Genomic DNA, 21,500 nt, shown 5'->3' on the forward strand with positions numbered 1-21,500 from the left:
TAAATTACTTTTGCTTATAAGTTGCTAAGAAGTCCTTCATGGCATCCATGGAATTTTTTAAATCATCAATGCATGGAAGGTAAACAATTCTAAAGTGGTCAGGTGTTTCCCAGTGGAAACCACCCCCATGGGTAATAAGAATTTTCTTTTCCTTAAGCAAATCAAGAGAGAATTGCTCATCATTTGTGATGTTAAACTTCTTAATGTCTAGTTTAGGGAAAATATAAAATGCAGCCTTAGGTTTGTAGGCTGAAAGCCCCGGAATATCCTGTATCGCATTATATATGTATTCTCTTTGTTCATAAATTCTACCACCTGGTGCTACCATTTCCCTGGCATCTTCAAGATTAGCCAAAGCAGTAGGAATAAGGGACTGGGCAGGTACGTTAGAACATAAACGCATAGAAGACAAAAGATTAATTCCTTCTATATAACCCTTAGCCTTAGACTTGTCACCGCAAAGGCACATCCATCCACATCTGTATCCTGCAATAAGATGGGATTTTGATAAACCGTTAAATGAAACAGTAAGTAAATCAGGTGCCAGCGAAGAAAGGGCAACATGCTCTTCCCCATCCATTACCAGACGGTCATATATTTCATCAGCAAACAAAATTAATTCATGCTCTCTTGCAAGTTCAACAATCTGTTGTAAAACTTCCTTAGAATAAAGGGCACCAGTAGGGTTGTTAGGGTTAATAACAACAATTGCCTTGGTTTTGTCTGTGATTTTTCTCTTCATATCCTCAATATCAGGAAACCATTCAGACTGCTCATCGCAAATATAGTGAACTGCAGTTCCCCCTGCTAAAGTAACTGAAGCTGTCCATAAAGGATAATCAGGAGAAGGAACTAAAACTTCATCACCATTATTTAAAAGTCCCTGCATAGACAAGGTTATAAGTTCACTTACACCGTTACCTGTATAAATATCATTTATAGTAACATTAGGCATGTTTTTCTTTTGGCAATATGAAAGAATTGCCTCTCTGGCTGAAAAAAGCCCCTTTGAATCTGAATAACCTTCAGTAAGAGTAAGGTTTTCAGACATTTTATCTATAATTGCCTCTGGCGCTTCAAAGCCAAAAGGAGCAGGATTGCCAATATTTAATTTGATAATTTTTTCACCCTGGGCAATCATTTTGTTAGCCTCGTCCATAACAGGACCTCTGATATCGTAACATACATTGTCAAGCTTTGTTGATTTTTCAAATGTTCTCATTTACTTCACCTCTCAAAAAAAATACCCTAAGCGAAAACGCTTAGGGCGAATAATCAAATCCGTGTTACCACCTAAATTCAGGATTAAACCTGCACTCAGTCATCACAATTATGATGAATCCCTGTAACGTGGGAAAACGTCAGAAACTAATAAGATAAAATCTGTTCGTAACTGCTGCTTAGGAACTGCTTCAAAACAAACCGTGTAAGAATTTTCACCAGCCATTCTCTCTCTGAAACCGTGAATGAGTTTACTATTTTCCGTCACTGCATTTAAATATTAACAAAAATAATCATATCCCCATAAGAAATAAAAGTCAATGCTAAATTTAACAATGCAATATTTTTATTCTTTATTTTGTGCTATAATTAGTCATGGCTAACGAATTGCCATAATTAATAATATGAGAAAAGTATGTAATTATGAATTTAAAAATAGAAGAGTTAAACTATCTCCTTACAACTAAAAATGAAGAAGTAACAGACAATCTTAAGAAAAAAGCAAGGGGAATAGCAGATGATATATTTGGTAAAAAAATATATACAAGAGGGCTTATTGAATTTACTAACTACTGTAAAAACAATTGCTATTATTGTGGAATAAGAAGGGAAAATAAAGGTGCTATCAGATATCGTCTTGACAGGAAGGAAATAATTAACTGTTGTGATAATGGGTATCAATTAGGGTTTAGAACTTTTGTGCTACAGGGAGGAGAGGATGCCTATTATACTGATGATGAGGTTTGTGCAATAGTGTCTTCAATAAAGGAAAAATATCCGGATTGTGCAGTAACATTGTCCATAGGAGAAAAGAAAAAAGCAAGTTATTTAGCGTTTTTTAATGCCGGTGCAGACAGATATCTTTTAAGACATGAAACAGCAGACAAAAAGCATTATGAAAGATTGCATCCAGATGATATGTCTTTTGAAAACAGAAAGAGATGTTTGTATGATTTAAAGGAAATAGGATATCAGACAGGGTGTGGATTTATGGTAGGTTCGCCTTATCAGACAATGGAATCCATATATAAGGATTTACGGTTTATTGAGGATTTACAGCCGGAAATGGTGGGAATCGGGCCTTTTATTCCACATAAAGACACGGAATTTAAAAATTATAGGGCAGGTTCTCTTGAAATGACCCTTAGACTTTTAAGTATTATAAGAATTATGAAGCCAGATGTGCTGCTTCCTGCAACTACAGCATTAGGAACCATTCATCCCATGGGTAGGGAAATGGGAATATTAGCAGGAGCTAATGTAGTAATGCCTAATTTGTCTCCTGTAAATGTAAGAAAAAAATATGCTTTATATGATAACAAAATCTGTACAGGAGAAGAGGTGGCAGAGTGCCGGGGATGCCTTGATGGAAGAATAAAAAGCATAGGATATAACATAGTCACTGACAGAGGAGATTATGTTCCAATTAAAAATAAGAAAGTGTGACATAAATGTATAACGTAAAATCATTAAATGCAGATGAGTTTATTTCAGATGAAGAAATAAGGGAAACATTAAAATATGCTGATGAAAATAAAAATAATATTAAATTAATTAATGAAATTTTAGGGAAAGCATCAAAAAAGAAAGGATTAAATCATAGAGAGGCATCTGTTCTTTTAGCCTGTGACATACCTGAAAAAGTACAGGAAATGTATAAGCTGGCAAATGAAATAAAGCAGGATTATTACGGAAACAGAATAGTTTTATTTGCTCCACTGTATTTATCAAATTATTGTGTAAACGGGTGTGTTTACTGCCCCTATCATATGAAAAATAAGCATATTGCCAGAAAAAAACTGACTCAGGAGGAAATAGTCAAGGAAGTTACCGCATTGCAGGATATGGGACATAAAAGACTTGCCATTGAGGCAGGAGAAGACCCGGTTAATAATCCTATTGAATATATATTAGAGTGTATTAAAACCATATATGGAATTAAACATAAAAATGGGGCAATACGTCGTGTAAATGTAAATATTGCAGCTACCACGGTAGAAAATTACAGAAAATTAAAAGAAGCAGAAATCGGAACATATATTTTGTTTCAGGAAACTTATCACAAGAAAAGCTATGAACAGCTGCATCCTACAGGTCCAAAGCATAATTATAATTACCATACCGAGGCAATGGACAGGGCAATGGAAGGTGGAATTGATGATGTGGGTCTGGGAGTTTTGTTTGGACTGGAAATGTACCGCTATGAGTTTGCAGGTCTGCTAATGCATGCAGAACACTTAGAGGCAGTGTTTGGTGTGGGGCCTCATACCATTAGCGTTCCAAGAATAAAAAGAGCTGATGATATTGATCCGGATGTATTTGATAATGGAATAAGTGATGATATTTTTGCCAAAATATGTGCTTTAATAAGAATATCAGTTCCTTATACGGGAATGATTATTTCCACAAGGGAAAGTAAGAAGGTAAGAGAAATGGTACTGCCTCTTGGAGTATCACAAATCAGCGGAGGTTCAAGAACCAGCGTAGGGGGCTATGATAAGCCTGAAATTAAAGAGGAGCTCACCACAGAACAGTTTGATGTAAGTGATACAAGAAGTCTTGATGAAGTAGTAAACTGGCTTATAAAGTTAGGATATATTCCAAGCTTTTGTACCGCCTGCTACAGGGAGGGACGAACAGGAGACAGATTTATGGCATTGTGTAAAAATATGCAGATACTAAACTGTTGTCATCCTAATGCCCTTATGACTTTAAAGGAATACCTTGAGGATTACGCTAAAGATGATACAAGAGAATTGGGAATGAAACTTATAGAAGAGGAATTAAAGAAGATTCCTAACGAAAAGGTAAGACAAATTGCTTATAATCATATTCACGATATAGAGGATGGCAAAAGAGATTTCAGATTTTAAGGAATTAATGGAGGAAAAATGACTTTAAACAGTACACCGTCAGCTAACAGGATTCACATAGGAGTTTTTGGACGAACCAATTCAGGAAAGTCATCATTTATTAATGCATTTTCAGGGCAGAATGTATCTATAACGGCAAATGTAGCAGGAACAACTACTGATCCGATTTACAAACCAATGGAAATTAATCCCATTGGTCCCTGTGTCATAATAGATACTGCCGGTCTTGATGATAAAAGTGAATTAGGAAAAAGGAGAATAGAAAAAACGAAATTAGCAGCTGAAAAGTCAGATGTTGCCATAATAGTTATTTCTTCGGAAATTAATGATTTTGACAGTTTAAATGATGGTGAGTTTAAGTGGTATAACTATTTTAGAAAAAAAGATACACCGGTAATATTTGTTATAAATAAAATTGATTTAAATGAAAATACCGGAAATTTAAAGGAATATATAACACATAAAATAAAGGATTGCCTAATTATTGAACTGTCTGCAAAAACAAAGGAAGGAATGGGCGATTTTAAAAAATTCTTATTCAGTCTTAGTTTAGAAGAAGAAAGAACCATTACGGGAAATCTGGTAAAAAAGGGAGATATGGTTTTGCTTGTTATGCCTCAGGATATTCAGGCGCCTAAAGGAAGACTTATTTTGCCTCAGGTTCAGACTATAAGGGAACTTTTAGACAAAAAATGTAAGGCTTTAAGTGTTACTACAGACCAATATGTGGAAGCACTTGATATGCTAAAAGAGGCACCGAAACTTATAATTACTGATTCACAGGTTTTTGATTATGTGTATGAAAATAAGCCAAAAGAAAGTCTTCTTACTTCATTTTCGGTTTTATTTGCAGCCCTTAGGGGAGATATTAATTACTATTTGGAAAGTGTAAAGTGTATAGACAAGCTGACTGAAAATTCCAAGGTGCTTATAGCGGAATGTTGCAGTCATGCACCTTTAGAAGAAGATATAGGAAGGGAAAAAATACCTAAAATGCTTAAAAAACGCATAGGAGATAATCTTACTATAGACATTGTAAGTGGAAATGATTTCCCTGAAAATTTGAAAGAGTACGATTTGATAATTCAATGTGGTGCTTGTATGTTTAACAGAAAATATGTTATGTCAAGAGTAGAAAGTGCCATAAGTCAGGGAGTACCTATGACAAATTACGGTGTAACCATTGCCTATATAAAAGGAATACTGGAAAAAATAGAAGTTTAGTTATATCTTGAAACATTTATGGGAAATGTTATAATTTTATAAAAACATTGGGAGATGATTATAATGAAGCATAATGAAGATAAAACAAATGTTATGAGATTATTAGACCAAAAAAAAATTAAGTATAAAATGCACAATTATGCAGATACAGAGGCAATTAGCGGAACAGAGGTAGCTAATGCTTTAGGACAGAATCCTGAAATGGTATTTAAAACTTTAGTTACCGTGGGAAAGACAAACAATCACTATGTTTTTTTAGTTCCGGTGGAAAAAGAATTAGATTTGAAAAAAGCAGCCAAATGTGTAGGGGAAAAGAAAATAGACATGATAAAGTCAAAGGAACTTTTAGGACTTACAGGTTATATTCATGGTGGATGCTCTCCTATTGGAATGAAAAAGTTTTTCAGAACAACAATTGATGAAACAGCAGGGAATTTTGATACAATAATGTTTAGTGGTGGAAAAATAGGATATCAGGTAGAAACTTCCATTGAAGAATTAAAAAAAATAATTAAGTTTGAATTAGCAGATATAACCACAGATAATAAATAAAAGGAATTATTTTACAGTGCATACATATAATGTATAGATTAAATAGGAATGTTTAAGTCTATGTTGATAAAAATGCAGGTTAATACTCAGGATAAGGGAGAATTACAGGTAAACATTGTAGATAGTGAAAATGCTCCAATAAAGGATGCAAGAGTTATTATCAGAAAACCACGTATTTTGCCGGAGCAGCCAATTAATTCCGGAGACATGATAGAGGAATTAAATACGGATATTTCAGGGCAGACACAGGTGGTGGATTTAGATGCCCCTCCTCTTGAATACAGTCTAAATGAGAATAACGAGGAAATGCCTTACGCAAATTACGATGTGGAAATTGATGCGCCGGGATATGAAGTGGAAAATGTGGAAAATGTGGAAATTCTACCAAGGTCTTTGGCAATTCAAAATGTGAAATTAAGGAAAACTCAGGAAGAAAATATTAATATACCTCCTCATACCCTTTATTACGAATATCCTCCAAAGATTCCCGAGGATGAAATAAAGGATGTAGGGGAACCGGGAGAAATCGTATTGAGCCGTGTGGTAATACCGGAGTATGTTGTGGTTCACGATGGCGTGCCATCCTCTAATGCAAAGGATTATTATGTAACATATAAAGATTACATTAAAAATGTGGCATCCTCTGAAATATATGCCACATGGCCTGAGGCAACCTTAGAGGCAAACATTCTGGCAATTATGTCTTTTACATTAAATCGTGTATACACAGAGTGGTACAGAAATAAGGGAAAAGACTTTACAATTACATCTTCTACGGCATATGATCAGAAATGGATTAACGGAAGAAATATTTTTGAATCCATAAGCCGTGTAGTTGATAATATATTTGATCAGTATTTATCATTGCCTGATGTAAGGCAGCCAATCCTTACCCAGTACTGTGATGGCAAAAGGGTAAAATGTCCTAACTGGTTAAGTCAGTGGGGTTCCTGTAATTTAGGGGAGCAGGGGTATTCCACCTTGGAAATAATCAGAAATTACTACGGAGATGAAATGTATATTAATACTGCTGAACAAATATCAGGAATACCGGCATCCTGGCCGGGATATGATTTAACTATAGGAGCCAGTGGACAGAAAGTAAGACAGCTTCAGGAACAGCTAGATACAATTGCCCAGGTATATACAGCCATACCACGTTTAGTGGCAGATGGAGTGTATGGAGAAAATACTCAGGCATCAGTAAGGGCTTTTCAGAAGATATTTGATTTGCCTCAGACAGGAATAACGGATTTTGCCACATGGTATAAAATTTCACAAATATATGTGGGAATAACCAGAATTGCAGAAGGAATTCCAAGAGGATAAATCATAAAATGTCATAAATTTTAAGGAAACACTATGTTGTACGATAAAGATATAAGGGAACCCCTTTTTGATTTTTTAGATGATATTTATTTAACAAACAGAATAATTGAAGAAAAGAAAATGGGATGCTCAAGGGCAGACGTTGTTATGGTTACCCCTTTGGCAATTTACGGTATAGAAATAAAAAGCGATGCAGATACTTACGCAAGGCTGAAACGTCAGGTTAGGGATTATGACAACTTTTATGATTATAATTATGTGGTGGTAGGAACAAGCCACGCATATCATATACAGGAGCATGTCCCTGATTACTGGGGAATAATTACCGTGGAACAAAAAAAGCAGTAGTGCTGGTATTGAAACACTACTGCTTTAAGTTTATAAGCTATTAAACCTGTGCTGTTTTTACAGATTCAAACTCTTCTACAATTTCCTTTTCAGGAGCAGGAGTAAGAAGACTTACAACTACAATGAATATACATGCTACTATAAAGGCAGGTAATAATTCGTAGATATCTAAAGCTCCACCTAAAGGACGTACAACATATTTCCATAGGAAAATCATAATACCACCTGATAGCATACCGGCAATGGCACCATACTTGTTTGAACGTTTCCAGAATAATGCAAACAGCATTACAGGTCCGAAGGTAGCACCAAATCCTGCCCATGCGAAAGATACAATCTGGAATACATTACTTTTAGGATTAGATGCCAGGAATATGGCAATTATTGAAATAACAATAACAGTTGCTCTGGCTACAACTACTTTTTTCTTTTCAGAAAGTTTAATTCCAAATACCCCGTCTAACATATTTTCAGTAACACTAGATGAAGCAGCTAAAAGCTGTGAGTCTGATGTGGACATGGTTGATGCAAGAATACCTGCAAGAATAATTCCGGCTACAATGGCGAAAATAAAACCGTGTTTACTTATAACAGTTGAAATCTGAACAATAATTGTTTCTGAGTCAAATGAACCATATGCGCCTAAAATTCCTTCAGTTGACATACTAAATCCGATAATGCCGATTAAAATAGCAGCAGCCATGGAAATAACTACCCATGTGCTGGCAATACGTCTTGATAATTTAACATTTTCAGGATCATCAATAGCCATAAATCTTAATAAAATATGTGGCATGCCAAAATATCCAAGCCCCCATGCCAATGTAGAAATAATAGTAATAATACCATACTGATTAGCTGAATTAGTAGCTGCGTTGTAGCTTGAATTAAAGCTGAAATATCCCGGTAAATCCTTTGCATTGGCAATAACCTGATCCATTCCACCAACGGAATCAATACCGTAAAATACAACAATTGCCAAAGCAACAGTCATAATAATACTTTGTATAAAGTCTGTGGTACTTGCTGCAAGGAATCCACCAAGGGATGTGTAAGCAATAATAACAATGGCACTGATAATCATAGCTGTCATGTAATTAATTCCAAATAATGAATTAAATAATTTTCCACAGGCTGCAAATCCTGATGCAGTATAAGGAACAAAGAATATAATGATTATCATTGCTGAAACACATTTAAGAACTTTTTTATCACGATATCTGTTAGCAAAGAAATCAGGGATTGTTATTGAGTTGTTACAAATAACTGTGTATTTTCTAAGTCTTTTTGCAACAATAAGCCAGTTGACATATGTACCAAGAGCAAGACCTGCAATAGTCCAGAAAGTATCACATACACCGGTAAGATATGCAAGTCCCGGAAGTCCCATAAGAAGGTAACTGCTCATATCTGATGCTTCAGCACTCATAGCCGTAACAAAAGGTCCAAGCTTTCTTCCACCTAAATAAAAGTCGTGGGTTGTGTTTGACTTTTTAGAAAAATAAAAACCGATAACCAGCATTGCTCCCATGTATACAATGATGGAAATCAGAATTCCAATTTGTGAAGTTGTCATAATTTTTATCTCCTCTGTAATTTTATTAAAATAGAACTAAGCACTATTTTATAGGAAATAATTGTATAAGGCAAGTGTAAATAACCTTTTTTTTCCTTATTAATAATATATGAAAAGCATATTTAAAAGATAAATGGGAATAATAATAACAAGTTGGAAAGAGTAAGAAAAATAAGGAGAAAAACATATGGGGCAGGTAATTGGAAAACAAAGTGTACTTTTTGAAAATCCACCTTATCTTATAGAAGGGGCATCAATTGTGGGACAAAAAGAGGGGGAAGGACCTCTTGGAAAATGTTTTGATGTGGTAGAACAGGATCCAATGCTTGGAATGGAAACATGGGAAGAGGCAGAAAGCCTTTTGCAAAAAGAAGCAATTCAGAAGGTGCTACTTAAGTCTAATATGACTAAGGATGATATAAGATATATTTTTGCCGGAGATTTATTAGGGCAGCTTATAGCTACCACATTTGGAATATTGGAGTTTGAAATTCCTTTTTTCGGATTATATGGTGCGTGTTCTACCATAGGAGAGGCTTTAAGCATTGCAGCCATAACGGTGGAGGGAGGCAATGCAGACAATGTTATTGCTGTGGCCTCCAGCCATTTCGCCAGTGCCGAGAGACAGTTCAGATTTCCTTTGGCATATGGTAACCAACGACCATATGCTGCCACATGGACAGTGACAGGTTGTGGGGCAGTTGTTGTGGGCAAGCAAAAAGGATTTGCAAAAATTACCGGAATAACTACAGGTAAAATAGTGGATTACGGCGTTAAGGATGCACAAAATATGGGAGCATGTATGGCACCGGCAGCTGCTGAGGTAATTTATCAGCATTTTAAGGATTTTAATTCCACTCCGGGAGATTACGATAAAATAATTACGGGAGACTTAGGGATAGTAGGAAAAACAATATTGTTTGATTTGTTAATGGAAAAAGGATATGATATTTCAAAAGTTCATATGGACTGTGGAATAGAAATGTTTGATGCAGGAACTCAGGATACCCATGCAGGAGGAAGCGGATGTGGATGTGCAGCCACGGTTCTTACAGGATATATCTTTAAGCAGCTTAAAAAGAAAGCCTTTAAGAAAATTTTATTTATTCCTACAGGAGCGTTAATGTCACCTGTAAGTTTTAATGAGGGAAACAGTGTTCCGGGAATTGCACATTGTGTTATGATAGAGGTTTAAAGGGGGAGAAAGATGATTTTTATAAAAAGTTTTGTGGTAGGTGGAATAATATGTGCCATAGTGCAGGTTATTATTAATAAGACAAAACTTACACCGGGAAGAATTATGGTAGGATTGGTCTGCCTTGGAGTAATATTAGGAGCCATAGGGCTTTATCAGCCTTTTGCCGACTGGGCAGGTTGTGGGGCGACAGTTCCCCTGTTAGGATTTGGCAATAATTTGTGGAAGGGAATGAAGGAAGCCATAGGAGAATCCGGAGTTCTGGGATTGTTTAAAGGAGGCTTTACATCAGGAGCGGTAGGTATATCAGGAGCATTGATTTTCGGGTATCTTGCATCCCTTATTTTTAAGTCAAAAATGCAATAAAGGATAAAAGATTAAAATTGTAATGTAGTCCGGGCGGAGGTATACCTTTAATAATTAAAATAATTCCATACAAACTTAATAATATAAAGCAAAATACACAATTACCTTATTTGATTAAGTTAAAGCGTGGCAAAGGTTGAAAAAATTAAATTTTTATATTATAATTTGTCAATGTAATGTGTTGAAGTCTTAAAATTTGGATTAATGATGTTTTTTATCATAATCGTGCAATAGGAAGCATGTCATAAAAGGCTTTTGGTGCATGAAAAATATGCATTTATAACACATGAGATTAACTAAAATTATGTTATAGAAGGAGGACTACAAAATGTCATATGTAGACGAGGTATTAGCAAAGGTTAAAGAAAAAAATGCTAGTGAACCGGAATTTTTACAGGCAGTTGAAGAAGTGTTAAATTCACTTAGACCTGTAATTGATGCAAACGAGGATAAGTATAGAAGAGAGGCTTTACTTGAAAGAATCTGCGAACCTGAAAGACAGTTCAAGTTCAGAGTTCCTTGGGTAGATGATAAGGGACAGGTACAGGTTAATACAGGCTACAGAGTACAGTTTAACTCAGCTATCGGACCATACAAGGGTGGTTTAAGACTTCATCCATCAGTAAATATTGGTATTATTAAATTCTTAGGTTTTGAACAGATTTTCAAGAACTCACTTACAGGACTTCCAATTGGTGGTGGTAAAGGTGGTTCTGACTTCGATCCTAAGGGCAAATCAGATAGAGAAGTAATGGCATTCTGCCAGAGCTTTATGACAGAACTTTGTAAATATATCGGCGCTGATACTGACGTTCCTGCAGGTGACATCGGAACAGGTGCCAGAGAAATCGGATATATGTTTGGACAGTATAAGAGAATCCGTGGATTATATGAAGGTGTTCTTACAGGTAAGGGACTTACATACGGCGGTTCTTTAGCTAGAACAGAAGCTACAGGTTACGGATTACTTTACTTAACACAGGAATTAATGAAAGACCATAATGAAAGCATGGAAGGCAAGACAGTAGTTGTTTCAGGTGCTGGTAACGTTGCTATCTACGCTATTCAGAAAGCACAGCAGATGGGTGCTAAGGTTGTTACATGTTCAGATTCAACAGGTTGGATTTATGATCCTGAAGGAATCGATGTAGACCTTCTTAAGGAAGTTAAGGAAGTCAAGAGAGCAAGACTTACAGAATATGCTGCTGCAAGACCTTCAGCTGAATATCATGAAGGACGTGGAGTATGGCAGATTAAATGTGATATCGCTCTTCCATGTGCTACACAGAATGAATTACTTATCGATGATGCTAAGCAGTTAGTAGCTAACGGATGTAAAGCTGTTTGTGAAGGTGCTAATATGCCTACAACAATTGATGCAACAGAATACTTACAGGAAAACGGCGTATGGTTCGTTGGTGGTAAAGCTGCTAACGCAGGTGGTGTTGCTACATCAGCTCTTGAAATGTCACAGAACAGCGAAAGACTTTCATGGACATTCGAAGAAGTTGACGCTAAATTACAGACAATTATGGTTAACATTTATCATAACATCAGTGATGCTGCTAAGAGATACGGATTTGAAGGTAACTACGTAGTAGGTGCTAACATTGCCGGATTTGAAAAAGTAGCAGAAGCTATGGAAGCACAGGGCGTTTGCTAATTACAATAAAATATAGTTAATTTTCCTGAATTTAACAGCTCTTTAATGGTTGCATAGAAAATCATTAAAGGGCTGTTTTTTTCTTTGACCTTATGGAGATATTATAGTAAACTAGATTAGTTGACAATAAAAATCTTCCCGTAAAATATATCTTGAACTAAAGGGAGAAGGTACTATGGGGAGAAAACAAAAAGGACGGAGTTTATTTTTTTGAATATTTCTGATAAATTGCCGCTGACCGATGGGAGGAGGCACTATATATTCCGGAAAAGATTAAAATGAAATGAGGTTAATAAAATGCAGGAAAGAGAACAATTAAAGTCTAGATTGGGATTTTTGCTTATATCGGCAGGATGTGCAATCGGAATTGGAAACGTATGGAAATTTCCTTATATGACAGGCCAGGGCGGAGGCGGAATGTTTGTTTTATTTTACATTCTGTTTTTGCTGGTTTTAGGAATACCTATTATGACTATGGAGTTTGCAGTAGGTCGTGCCAGCAGGAAAAGTCCGGTTCAGGCATATTATCAGTTAGAAAAGCCCGGAACTAAGTGGCATATACATGGTTATGTGGCACTTATAGGAAACTATCTCCTTATGATGTTTTACACCACAGTATCAGGCTGGATGTTATATTATTTCTATCTTACAGCCACAGGCAAATTTGTAGGACTTGATGCAGATGGCGTTGGCAATGTATTTAACGAAATGTTAAGTCAGCCGGGAATAATGGCATTATGTATGATAATTGTTGTGGCAGTTGGAATTTTTATATGTTCCATAGGAGTTCAAAGCGGTCTTGAAAAAGTGTCTAAGTTTATGATGGTGGCACTTCTTATTATAATGATTGTTCTTGCCGTAAACAGCTTTTTTATGAGCGGGGCAAAGGAGGGCCTTAAGTTCTTTTTAGTACCAGATGTGGCAAGAATGAAAAGTGTAGGTGTGGGAAAAACAATAGTTTTTGCCATGAATCAGGCGTTTTTCACCCTTAGTTTAGGAATTGGAGCCATGGCAATATTTGGAAGTTATATTGGAAAAGAACGTTCATTGTTAGGTGAATCCATTAATATTGCTTTTCTTGATACCTTTGTGGCAATAACATCAGGACTTATTATATTCCCTGCATGCTTTACTTTCGGAGTAGACCAGACCCAGGGACCAAGTCTTATATTTATAACACTGCCTAATATTTTTAATCATATTCCTCTTGGAAGACTGTGGGGAAGCCTATTCTTTGTATTTATGTCCTTTGCGGCATTTTCCACGGTGCTGGCAGTATTTGAAAATATAATTTGCTGTGGAATGGAGCTTAAGAATTGGAGCAGAAAGAAGTCAAGTTTTGTCAACTTTATAGCAATAACCCTGTTATCTCTTCCTTGCGTATTGGGATACAATTTGTGGCAGTGGGATGGATTTAAGGTATTTGGCGGAACAGTTTTAGATTTTGAAGATTTTCTTGTAAGTAATTTATTACTTCCGTTGGGTTCTTTAGTGTATCTTTTATTCTGTACCGGAAAAAATGGCTGGGGCTGGGATAATTACATGGCTGAAGCTAATACCGGTAAGGGATTAAAGATGAGAAATGGAATGAGATTTTATATTACATATATACTTCCGATTATAATTTTATTTATTTTTGGCTTTGGAATATATGATAAATTTTTTAGCTAGAAAGGTATGAGGATTTAATATGCAGGAAAGAGAACAACTAAAATCCAGGCTGGGATTTTTGCTATTGTCGGCAGGATGTGCCATTGGAATCGGAAATGTGTGGAAATTTCCATATATGGCAGGACAGGGTGGCGGCGGAATGTTTGTATTACTGTACATTCTGTTTTTGATGATTCTTGGAATACCAATTATGACAATGGAATTTTCGGTAGGTCGTGCCAGTAAAAAAAGTCCTGTCAGGTCATTTAAACAATTGGAAAAGCCAGGGACGAAATGGCACATACATGGGTATGTTTCCTTGGTGGGAAATTATATAATCATGATGTTTTATACCACAGTAGCAGGCTGGATGTTATATTATTTTTATCTTACGGCTACAGGCAGATTTACAGGCCTTGATGCACAGGCGATTTCAGTTGTGTTTGATGATATGAAACAAAATCCCGTGGTAATGGTTACCTGTATGGTAATTGTTGTGGTAGTGGGAGTTTTTATCTGTTCAATTGGCGTACAGAATGGTCTTGAAAAAGTATCAAAGGCAATGATGACATCTTTACTTATTATAATGCTTGTTCTTGCCGTAAACAGTTTCTTTATGGATGGAGCAAAGGAAGGGTTAAGCTTTTTTCTTATACCGGATTTTGGCAGAATGAGTAGCGTAGGCATAGGAAAAACAATAGTTTATGCCATGAATCAGGCATTCTTTACTTTAAGTGTGGGAATAGGCTCTATGGCAATATTTGGAAGCTATATTGAAAAGGATCATTCATTACTTTCAGAGTCTATTAATATAGCAGCCCTTGATACCTTTGTGGCAATAACATCGGGACTTATTATATTTCCGGCATGTTTTACTTTTGGAGTAGATCAGACCCAGGGACCAAGTCTTATATTTATAACATTGCCTAATATTTTTAACCACATACCTCTTGGAAGATTGTGGGGAAGTTTATTCTTTGTATTTATGTCCTTTGCGGCATTTTCCACCGTATTGGCAGTGTTTGAAAATATAATATGCTGTGACATGGAACTGAAAAACTGGAGCAGAAAGAAATCATGCCTTTTTAATTTAGTGGCAATAACGGTTTTGTCGCTACCATGTGCTTTGGGATATAGTGTTTTGAAGTGGAAGGGATTTGAAGTGTTTGGTGGAACGGTATTGGACTTTGAGGACTTTATAGTAAGCAATATTTTACTTCCATTAGGCTCCCTTGTTTATCTGTTGTTTTGTACAAGAAATAAAGGCTGGGGCTGGGATAATTATATAGCTGAAGCTAATACAGGAAAGGGATTAAAGCTTCGTAGCAGTATGAGGTTTTATATCACATATATATTACCGCTGATAATATTATTTATATTTGGATTTGGAATATACGATAAGTTTTTCTAAGTCATGCTTTATTAGCAGGTAAACAAAAAAGGATTGCTTTTGCAATCCTTTTTTGTTTACCTTATAAAAACCTTACGGTGTCTTTTTTGATTTTACTGAATCCTTTGTAGTTTGATTTCTAGTAGATATGGTAGCATCTTCTTTTGAAGAAGATGTTTCACCTGATCCATCAGAAGCCTTGGAAGTAGAGCCTTTGTTTCCTGAATTATAGTTATTATCATCTGAATTGATATAAGCTGAATGCCAGCTGCATTTATCAGGCTGACTGCCCTTTACAAAGTATTCTTTATGGGTTTTTGGACAAACACCTTTTATGGCAAGCTTTCCTGAAGCATTGCATATATTGTAAGCTTTAACACTTTGACCTGTAGCAAAATCCTTTGGCTTATATTTCTTTACAGTATCAATTTGATTCATGATTTTTGCCCAAAGCTTCTCGTGGTAGTTTTTACTACCTGTAAGGGCTGTATTTTCATCGTATCCTGTCCAGATGGATGCTGTAAGATATGGAGTATATCCACAGAACCATAAATCGTATGCACTTGATGTGGTTCCTGTCTTTCCGGCAGAAGGCATTCCACCTTCTAACTGACAAGGAGTACCGGTACCTTCTTTAACAACGCTTATCATAGCCTGAGTTAAAAGATAGGCGGTGGAATCCTTTAAAATGGTTTTGGCCTTAGGTGCTGTATTGTCTAATAATACACGACCATTGCTGTCTATAACCTGTGAGTAGAATACAGGACGAATGTATTTTCCTGTATTGGCAATAGAAGCATAGGCAGCTGTCATTTCCAGATTAGTTACACCATCAGTAATACCACCAAGAGCAAGTGCCTGATGAATATCCGAAGAAACCGAACCGTTCTTTTCCACACGGTTATCTACAAGAGTAGAGATGCCGAAATTTAACAGATAATCATAGCCTAACTGAGGAGTAATGGCAGTTAATGTTTTAACGGCACATACATTCATAGATTGGGCAATAGCCTGTTTTACGGTTACGGTACCCTTATAAGTGTGGTTCCAGTTCTCTACAGGACGTCCGTTAGAATAACTAAATGGCTCATCCACAATAGTAGTGGAAAGAGTGTAACCCATAGTATCAATAGCTGGAGCATAAGTAGATAAAATCTTAAAAGTTGAACCCGGCTGTCTTGTGGAAGCTGTTGCCCTGTCAAGGGAAAGACTTACATTTTTCTTTCCACGGCCACCTACAATTGCCTTAACAAAGCCCGTAGACTGGTCTAATATGGTAAAGGACACCTGAGGCTGTGGATTGTAGTACAATGTTTCGTACTGGGTATATCCGTCCTTTTCCTTTAGACCTTTTTTATAATATTTCTCTCTTAAATGCCTCTTGTAATCTTTAACGCATTGTTTAGCTTCTTCTTTAGAATTAAATAAAAGTTTAAAATTAGTTTCACCTAAAACCTTTTTATGGTAGGTCTGAATATCGCTTTCATCATAATTATCCACTGTACCATCAGGATTTTGTACTGACCATGCCCAGTTTATTGCGTATTGTATTGCATATGGGTAGTTTTCATCATTAGATAATTCAGTGTCACAGATTTTCTGTATCTGGGAATCCTGAGTAGTGTAAATCTTCAAACCACCACTGTATACCGCGTTATATGCCTGATTGTATGTGTAACCTTTAGTTTTTTGAAGGTCACTCATAACCTGTTTTACAACTTCATCAACAAAGTAGGAGTATACTTTGTCATTTTTCTTTTCAATTTTGTTATTTACTTTCTGAATACGTGAATATACATCATCCTTTAATGCTTCATTATATTCATTTTCAGTAAGATGTCCTGCATCAAACATATTCTTTAAAATAATTTCACGCTTAGTCTGATTTTTTTCAGGATTAGTAATTGGGTTATAAACCTCAGGACTGGAAGTTGTAGCTGCCAAAACAGCTGCTTCCGATACTGTCAGCTTACTTACATCCTTGTTAAAATACCTTAAGGAAGCTGCCTGTACACCAAGGGTATTTGCCCCAAGGTTAATGGTATTTAAGTATGTTTCCAAAATAGTTTCCTTTGACGTAACCTTTTCAAGCTGAACAGCAAGATACTGTTCCTGAATCTTACGTTTTAAGGATGAAAGAAATGCACTTTCAGATGTCCAGTCGGTAAAAACATTATTTTTAAGTACCTGCTGAGTTATGGTGCTGGCACCTTCTGATGGGTTAAGGGTAGTCACTGCAATTAAGGCAGCTCGTCCTATACCCTGAATGTCAATACCGTTGTGCTCATAAAATCTTGCATCTTCAGTATCAATAAATGCCCATCTTAAATAGGTAGGAACCTGATCTAAAGAAACCTTAATACGGTTAGAACCACTGGTTATTAATTTGGCAATTTCTTTATTATCTGAATTATACACAGTAGTGGAATAAGATGACGGAACAATTGAAACATCATCTATTGAAGGTGCACTTTTAATAATGCCGTGAACAATTCCTAAAAGCAGAAATCCCACCGTTATGATAAGAAGTAATATAATATATAGAAAAATTTTCAATAGTGAAACAAGTGATTTAGACATTACTTTCCGTTGTACGGAAACTAAGTCTTTTTGCTTGTTGATTGTTTCTTTATATCCGAAATTCATTTTATGTCCTCCTAAATGTAATGCCCCCTCCTAGCAGTGGGTGGCAAATCGTCGGAATACCTTCCTCCTCAAGCAATTATAACAAAAGGATGGAATTTAATAAAGGGGAAAAATGTCGCAGCATAGAAAGTTCATTCTTCATAATGGGCATTAAATATGATATAGTAGAAATGAGGTGGCGTTAAATGGATAAATATTATATTGTAAGTAAAGGCGGAGAAGGGGAAATAACTGAAAAAAAATCCCGGTTTATTGCTCATGTTTTGCCTGTGGAAAGTGAAGAGGAAGCACTTTTACAAATAGAAAACATTAAGAAAAAATATTGGGATGCAAGACATAACTGCTTTGCATTTATAATGGGAAAGAACAACGAAATACAAAGATTTAGTGATGATGGTGAACCTCAGGGAACAGCAGGAAAGCCTATACTTGAGGTGCTTATGGGAGAAAACTTAAGGAATACCCTGATAGTGGTAACTAGGTATTTTGGAGGAACCCTTCTTGGAACAGGAGGGCTGGTAAGAGCCTATGGCTTATCATCTAAAGAAGGGCTTAAAAACTCGGTTATAAAAGAAGTTTGTCCGGGAGTGAATTTCTCAGTTACAACAGATTATAATTCCATTGGAAAAATAAAATATATTATGAGTCAGTTTGATATGGAAGAAACAGAGGAATATGGGGCAGATGTAACCATTAACATTGTTATGGGAAAAAGTGATTTTGAAAATTTTAAAAAAAAGGTTGTAGATACTACCAGTGATAAGGCAGTGTGGAGCGAAATTAAAGAGGCACCATTTTATATGGAGATGCCATAAAAAGGACGTCATTAGTGAAAAATAGTGCGTTGGGGACTTAATATAAACTGTTTTTATTGAAAAAAATTTTCAGTGTGATACAATCGAAAAGATGTATGTGAATAATCAAAGGAGAAATATTAAAAAATGATTAGAGAAGATATAAGAAATATTGCCATAATTGCTCACGTTGACCATGGAAAAACTACATTGGTTGATGAATTGTTAAAACAGAGTGGTGTATTTAGAGAAAATCAGGAAGTAGCTGAAAGAGTAATGGATTCTAATGATATTGAAAGAGAAAGAGGAATCACTATTCTGTCAAAAAATACTGCGGTTACTTATAAGAACACAAAAATAAACATTATTGATACACCGGGACATGCTGATTTCGGAGGAGAAGTTGAGCGTGTACTTAAAATGGTAAATGGTGTTATTTTAGTTGTAGATGCTTTTGAAGGTGCTATGCCTCAAACAAGATTTGTTCTTAAAAAGGCTTTAGAGCTTAGTCTTCCTGTAATTGTCTGCATTAATAAAATTGACAGACCTGAGGCAAGACCTGAGGCAGTTATAGATGAAGTATTAGAATTATTTATTGAATTAGATGCTAATGAAGACCAGTTAGAATGTCCTTTTGTGTTTGCATCAGCTAAGCAGGGAATTGCTAAGCTAAATATGGAAGATGAAGGCGTTGATATGAAACCTTTGTTTGAGACAATTATTGATTATATTCCTGCACCGGAAGGAGACCCGGAGGCAGATACTCAGGTACTTATCAGTACAATTGACTATAATGAATACGTTGGACGTATCGGCGTTGGTAAAGTGGATAATGGTACAATTAAGGTAAATCAGGATGTAACATTAGTAAACTATCATGACCCTTCAAATACAAAGAGAGTAAAAATCAGTAAACTTTATGAATTTGAGGGATTACAGAAAAAAGAAGTAAAGGAAGCTACAGTTGGTGCTATAGTGGCAATTTCAGGTATTGCAGATATAAGTATAGGAGATACAATTTGTTCATTAGACAACCCACAGCCTATACCATTCCAGAAAATATCAGAACCAACCATTTCCATGAATTTTATGGTAAATGACAGCCCGCTTGCAGGTCAGGAAGGTAAGTTTGTAACATCACGTCACATAAGAGACAGACTTATGCGTGAATTAAATACTGACGTATCTCTTAGAGTAGAAGAAACTGAAGATATGAATACATTCAAGGTTTCAGGACGTGGAGAACTTCATTTATCGGTTCTTATTGAAAACATGAGAAGAGAAGGTTATGAATTTGCCGTAAGTAAAGCAGAGGTTATTTATAAGGAAGATGAACGTGGTAAGAAGTTAGAACCTATGGAAATCTGCTATATTGATGTTCCTGATGAATTTTCAGGTGCAATTATACAGAAATTAAGCAACAGAAAAGGTGAACTTCAGGGAATGGCTCCTACAGGAGACGGTTATACAAGATTAGAATTCTCAATTCCTTCCCGTGGACTTATTGGATACAGAGGAGAATTTATGACAGATACTAAGGGAAATGGTGTCATAAATACTGTATTTGATGATTATGGTCCATATAAAGGGGACATTCAGTACAGAAAACAGGGCTCACTTATTGCTTTTGAAGCAGGTGAAGCCATAACATATGGTCTTTTCAATGCCCAGGAGCGTGGAACATTATTTATCGGACCGGGAGAAAAGGTTTACTCAGGAATGGTTGTAGGACAGACAGGCAGGGCAGAAGATATTGAAGTTAATGTTTGTAAAACCAAACATCTTTCAAATACAAGAACGTCAAGTTCTGATGAAGCATTAAGACTTGTTCCAAAGAAAGTTTTAAGCTTAGAGCAGGCGTTGGAGTTTATTGACACAGACGAATTGTTGGAAATAACACCTGAAAGTCTTAGAATAAGAAAGAAGATATTAGATCCTACATTGAGAAAGAGAGCAAACATAAGGAAGCAGAATGGAAATTAAAGAGATATTAAAAAAGGTTGACCATACTTTATTAAAGCAGGATGCAACATGGGAACAGATTAAGCAGATTTGCGACGAGGGAATAGAGTATTCCACAGCGTCTGTGTGTATTCCACCTTCTTTTGTTAAAAAAGCGGCAGAATATGTTGAAGGGAAAATACCCGTATGTACGGTAATCGGATTTCCTAACGGATATAACACAACAGACATAAAGTGTGCTGAAGCCATGGATGCCGTAAAAAATGGTGCATCTGAAATTGATATGGTTATTAATTTAGGATGGGTTAAGGAAAAAAATTACGATGCAATATTTAGCGAAATAAATAAAGTTAAAGATGCATGTGATGGAAGATTACTTAAAGTAATTGTTGAAACGGCTCTTTTAACTGATGAAGAAAAAGTTAAAATGACAGAAGTGGTGTCAATGTCTAAGGCAGACTTTATAAAAACTTCTACAGGATTTTCAATTAGGGGTGCATCTTTTGAAGATGTGGAAATTTTAAATAAAAATATTTCTAATAATACCCATATAAAAGCTGCAGGAGGAATAGCTTCATTAGAAGATGCCGAAAAATTCCTTAATTTAGGGGCAGACAGGTTAGGAACCAGTAAAATTATCGGATTAATTAAATAAAAATATTTTTTTGAAGAGAAGAATTAGATAAGACAATTACTTAATTCTTCTCTTTT

The 21,500-nt window shown here is 35.8% G+C and carries 17 protein-coding genes and 1 other annotated feature; of the genes, 14 read left to right on the forward strand and 3 right to left on the reverse strand.

Annotation, left to right across the window (positions count from 1 at the left end):
* Positions 1-4 precede the first annotated feature (4 nt).
* Positions 5-1,222 (reverse strand): aminotransferase class I/II-fold pyridoxal phosphate-dependent enzyme, encoded by a 1,218-nt coding sequence (locus H8S00_RS09645; protein WP_118589326.1) that lies wholly within the window; start codon positions 1,220-1,222, stop codon positions 5-7.
* A gap of 38 nt (positions 1,223-1,260) precedes the next feature.
* Positions 1,261-1,498: a binding site (T-box leader), on the reverse strand.
* Between the two features lie 146 nt (positions 1,499-1,644).
* Here H8S00_RS09645 and hydE point away from each other — a divergent pair.
* From hydE to H8S00_RS09675, 6 genes are all read left to right on the forward strand, one after another.
* Positions 1,645-2,667, forward strand: coding sequence for a [FeFe] hydrogenase H-cluster radical SAM maturase HydE (gene hydE / locus H8S00_RS09650; protein ID WP_118589325.1), 1,023 nt, complete (start codon positions 1,645-1,647; stop codon positions 2,665-2,667).
* Positions 2,668-2,672: 5 nt separating this feature from the next.
* Complete coding sequence (hydG, locus tag H8S00_RS09655) at positions 2,673-4,094, forward strand: [FeFe] hydrogenase H-cluster radical SAM maturase HydG (RefSeq protein WP_118589324.1); 1,422 nt, start codon at positions 2,673-2,675, stop codon at positions 4,092-4,094.
* Between the two features lie 18 nt (positions 4,095-4,112).
* On the forward strand, positions 4,113-5,318 hold the full coding sequence (gene hydF / locus H8S00_RS09660; RefSeq protein ID WP_118589323.1) for a [FeFe] hydrogenase H-cluster maturation GTPase HydF: 1,206 nt from the start codon (positions 4,113-4,115) through the stop codon (positions 5,316-5,318).
* Between the two features lie 63 nt (positions 5,319-5,381).
* Positions 5,382-5,870, forward strand: coding sequence for a Cys-tRNA(Pro) deacylase (gene ybaK, locus H8S00_RS09665; protein ID WP_021953854.1), 489 nt, complete (start codon positions 5,382-5,384; stop codon positions 5,868-5,870).
* 60 nt (positions 5,871-5,930) lie between these two features.
* Positions 5,931-7,199: a peptidoglycan-binding domain-containing protein gene (locus H8S00_RS09670; RefSeq protein WP_118589322.1), complete on the forward strand. Its 1,269-nt coding sequence runs from the start codon at positions 5,931-5,933 to the stop codon at positions 7,197-7,199.
* A 33-nt stretch (positions 7,200-7,232) separates the two neighbouring features.
* The gene (locus H8S00_RS09675) at positions 7,233-7,547 is read left to right on the forward strand and encodes a sce7726 family protein (protein ID WP_147365658.1); all 315 of its coding nucleotides are present in this window, start codon (positions 7,233-7,235) and stop codon (positions 7,545-7,547) included.
* A 40-nt stretch (positions 7,548-7,587) separates the two neighbouring features.
* On the opposite strand, the gene putP is transcribed toward H8S00_RS09675, so the two are convergent.
* Entirely contained in the window at positions 7,588-9,123 is a 1,536-nt protein-coding gene (putP, locus tag H8S00_RS09680) for a sodium/proline symporter PutP (RefSeq protein WP_118589321.1), read from the reverse strand.
* A gap of 187 nt (positions 9,124-9,310) precedes the next feature.
* Between putP and spoVAD the strand changes: the two genes are divergently transcribed.
* From spoVAD to H8S00_RS09705, 5 genes are all read left to right on the forward strand, one after another.
* Positions 9,311-10,318: a stage V sporulation protein AD gene (spoVAD, locus tag H8S00_RS09685; protein ID WP_021953858.1), complete on the forward strand. Its 1,008-nt coding sequence runs from the start codon at positions 9,311-9,313 to the stop codon at positions 10,316-10,318.
* Positions 10,319-10,330: 12 nt separating this feature from the next.
* A complete protein-coding gene (locus tag H8S00_RS09690) occupies positions 10,331-10,684 on the forward strand; it encodes a SpoVA/SpoVAEb family sporulation membrane protein (RefSeq protein ID WP_118589320.1) in 354 nt (117 codons plus the stop codon).
* 328 nt (positions 10,685-11,012) lie between these two features.
* On the forward strand, positions 11,013-12,347 hold the full coding sequence (gdhA, locus tag H8S00_RS09695; RefSeq protein WP_186840481.1) for an NADP-specific glutamate dehydrogenase: 1,335 nt from the start codon (positions 11,013-11,015) through the stop codon (positions 12,345-12,347).
* Between the two features lie 297 nt (positions 12,348-12,644).
* A complete protein-coding gene (locus H8S00_RS09700; RefSeq protein ID WP_186840482.1) occupies positions 12,645-14,018 on the forward strand; it encodes a sodium-dependent transporter in 1,374 nt (457 codons plus the stop codon).
* Positions 14,019-14,037: 19 nt separating this feature from the next.
* Positions 14,038-15,408 (forward strand): sodium-dependent transporter, encoded by a 1,371-nt coding sequence (locus H8S00_RS09705; RefSeq protein ID WP_186840483.1) that lies wholly within the window; start codon positions 14,038-14,040, stop codon positions 15,406-15,408.
* Between the two features lie 72 nt (positions 15,409-15,480).
* Here H8S00_RS09705 and H8S00_RS09710 read toward each other — a convergent pair whose 3' ends face one another.
* Positions 15,481-18,033 (reverse strand): transglycosylase domain-containing protein, encoded by a 2,553-nt coding sequence (locus H8S00_RS09710; protein WP_186840484.1) that lies wholly within the window; start codon positions 18,031-18,033, stop codon positions 15,481-15,483.
* A gap of 185 nt (positions 18,034-18,218) precedes the next feature.
* Between H8S00_RS09710 and H8S00_RS09715 the strand changes: the two genes are divergently transcribed.
* The 3 genes from H8S00_RS09715 to deoC all read left to right on the forward strand — a co-directional run bounded on the left by H8S00_RS09715 (position 18,219) and on the right by deoC (position 21,444).
* Entirely contained in the window at positions 18,219-18,848 is a 630-nt protein-coding gene (locus H8S00_RS09715; protein ID WP_021953863.1) for a YigZ family protein, read from the forward strand.
* 126 nt (positions 18,849-18,974) lie between these two features.
* Positions 18,975-20,810 (forward strand): translational GTPase TypA, encoded by a 1,836-nt coding sequence (gene typA / locus H8S00_RS09720; RefSeq protein ID WP_021953864.1) that lies wholly within the window; start codon positions 18,975-18,977, stop codon positions 20,808-20,810.
* Positions 20,800-21,444 carry a deoxyribose-phosphate aldolase gene (deoC, locus tag H8S00_RS09725; RefSeq protein ID WP_118589315.1) on the forward strand — a complete coding sequence of 215 codons (645 nt, stop codon included), beginning with the start codon at positions 20,800-20,802 and terminating at the stop codon, positions 21,442-21,444. The genes typA and deoC overlap by 11 nt, the downstream gene beginning before the upstream one ends.
* Positions 21,445-21,500: the final 56 nt, after the last annotated feature.

The sequence above is a fragment of the Eubacterium segne genome, assembly GCF_014287775.1.
Lineage (GTDB): Bacteria > Bacillota > Clostridia > Lachnospirales > Lachnospiraceae > Eubacterium_G > Eubacterium_G segne.

Excerpts from the sequence above, each read along its gene's own strand:
- H8S00_RS09710 (WP_186840484.1), bottom strand. The coding sequence starts at position 18,033 with ATGAATTTCGGATATAAAGAAACAATCAACAAGCAAAAAGACTTAGTT.
- H8S00_RS09675 (WP_147365658.1), top strand. The coding sequence starts at position 7,233 with ATGTTGTACGATAAAGATATAAGGGAACCCCTTTTTGATTTTTTAGAT.
- H8S00_RS09690 (WP_118589320.1), top strand. The coding sequence starts at position 10,331 with ATGATTTTTATAAAAAGTTTTGTGGTAGGTGGAATAATATGTGCCATA.
- hydE (WP_118589325.1), top strand. The coding sequence starts at position 1,645 with ATGAATTTAAAAATAGAAGAGTTAAACTATCTCCTTACAACTAAAAAT.
- H8S00_RS09715 (WP_021953863.1), top strand. The coding sequence starts at position 18,219 with ATGGATAAATATTATATTGTAAGTAAAGGCGGAGAAGGGGAAATAACT.
- putP (WP_118589321.1), bottom strand. The coding sequence starts at position 9,123 with ATGACAACTTCACAAATTGGAATTCTGATTTCCATCATTGTATACATG.
- ybaK (WP_021953854.1), top strand. The coding sequence starts at position 5,382 with ATGAAGCATAATGAAGATAAAACAAATGTTATGAGATTATTAGACCAA.
- H8S00_RS09700 (WP_186840482.1), top strand. The coding sequence starts at position 12,645 with ATGCAGGAAAGAGAACAATTAAAGTCTAGATTGGGATTTTTGCTTATA.
- H8S00_RS09705 (WP_186840483.1), top strand. The coding sequence starts at position 14,038 with ATGCAGGAAAGAGAACAACTAAAATCCAGGCTGGGATTTTTGCTATTG.
- hydF (WP_118589323.1), top strand. The coding sequence starts at position 4,113 with ATGACTTTAAACAGTACACCGTCAGCTAACAGGATTCACATAGGAGTT.
- typA (WP_021953864.1), top strand. The coding sequence starts at position 18,975 with ATGATTAGAGAAGATATAAGAAATATTGCCATAATTGCTCACGTTGAC.
- gdhA (WP_186840481.1), top strand. The coding sequence starts at position 11,013 with ATGTCATATGTAGACGAGGTATTAGCAAAGGTTAAAGAAAAAAATGCT.
- H8S00_RS09645 (WP_118589326.1), bottom strand. The coding sequence starts at position 1,222 with ATGAGAACATTTGAAAAATCAACAAAGCTTGACAATGTATGTTACGAT.
- hydG (WP_118589324.1), top strand. The coding sequence starts at position 2,673 with ATGTATAACGTAAAATCATTAAATGCAGATGAGTTTATTTCAGATGAA.
- H8S00_RS09670 (WP_118589322.1), top strand. The coding sequence starts at position 5,931 with ATGTTGATAAAAATGCAGGTTAATACTCAGGATAAGGGAGAATTACAG.
- spoVAD (WP_021953858.1), top strand. The coding sequence starts at position 9,311 with ATGGGGCAGGTAATTGGAAAACAAAGTGTACTTTTTGAAAATCCACCT.
- deoC (WP_118589315.1), top strand. The coding sequence starts at position 20,800 with ATGGAAATTAAAGAGATATTAAAAAAGGTTGACCATACTTTATTAAAG.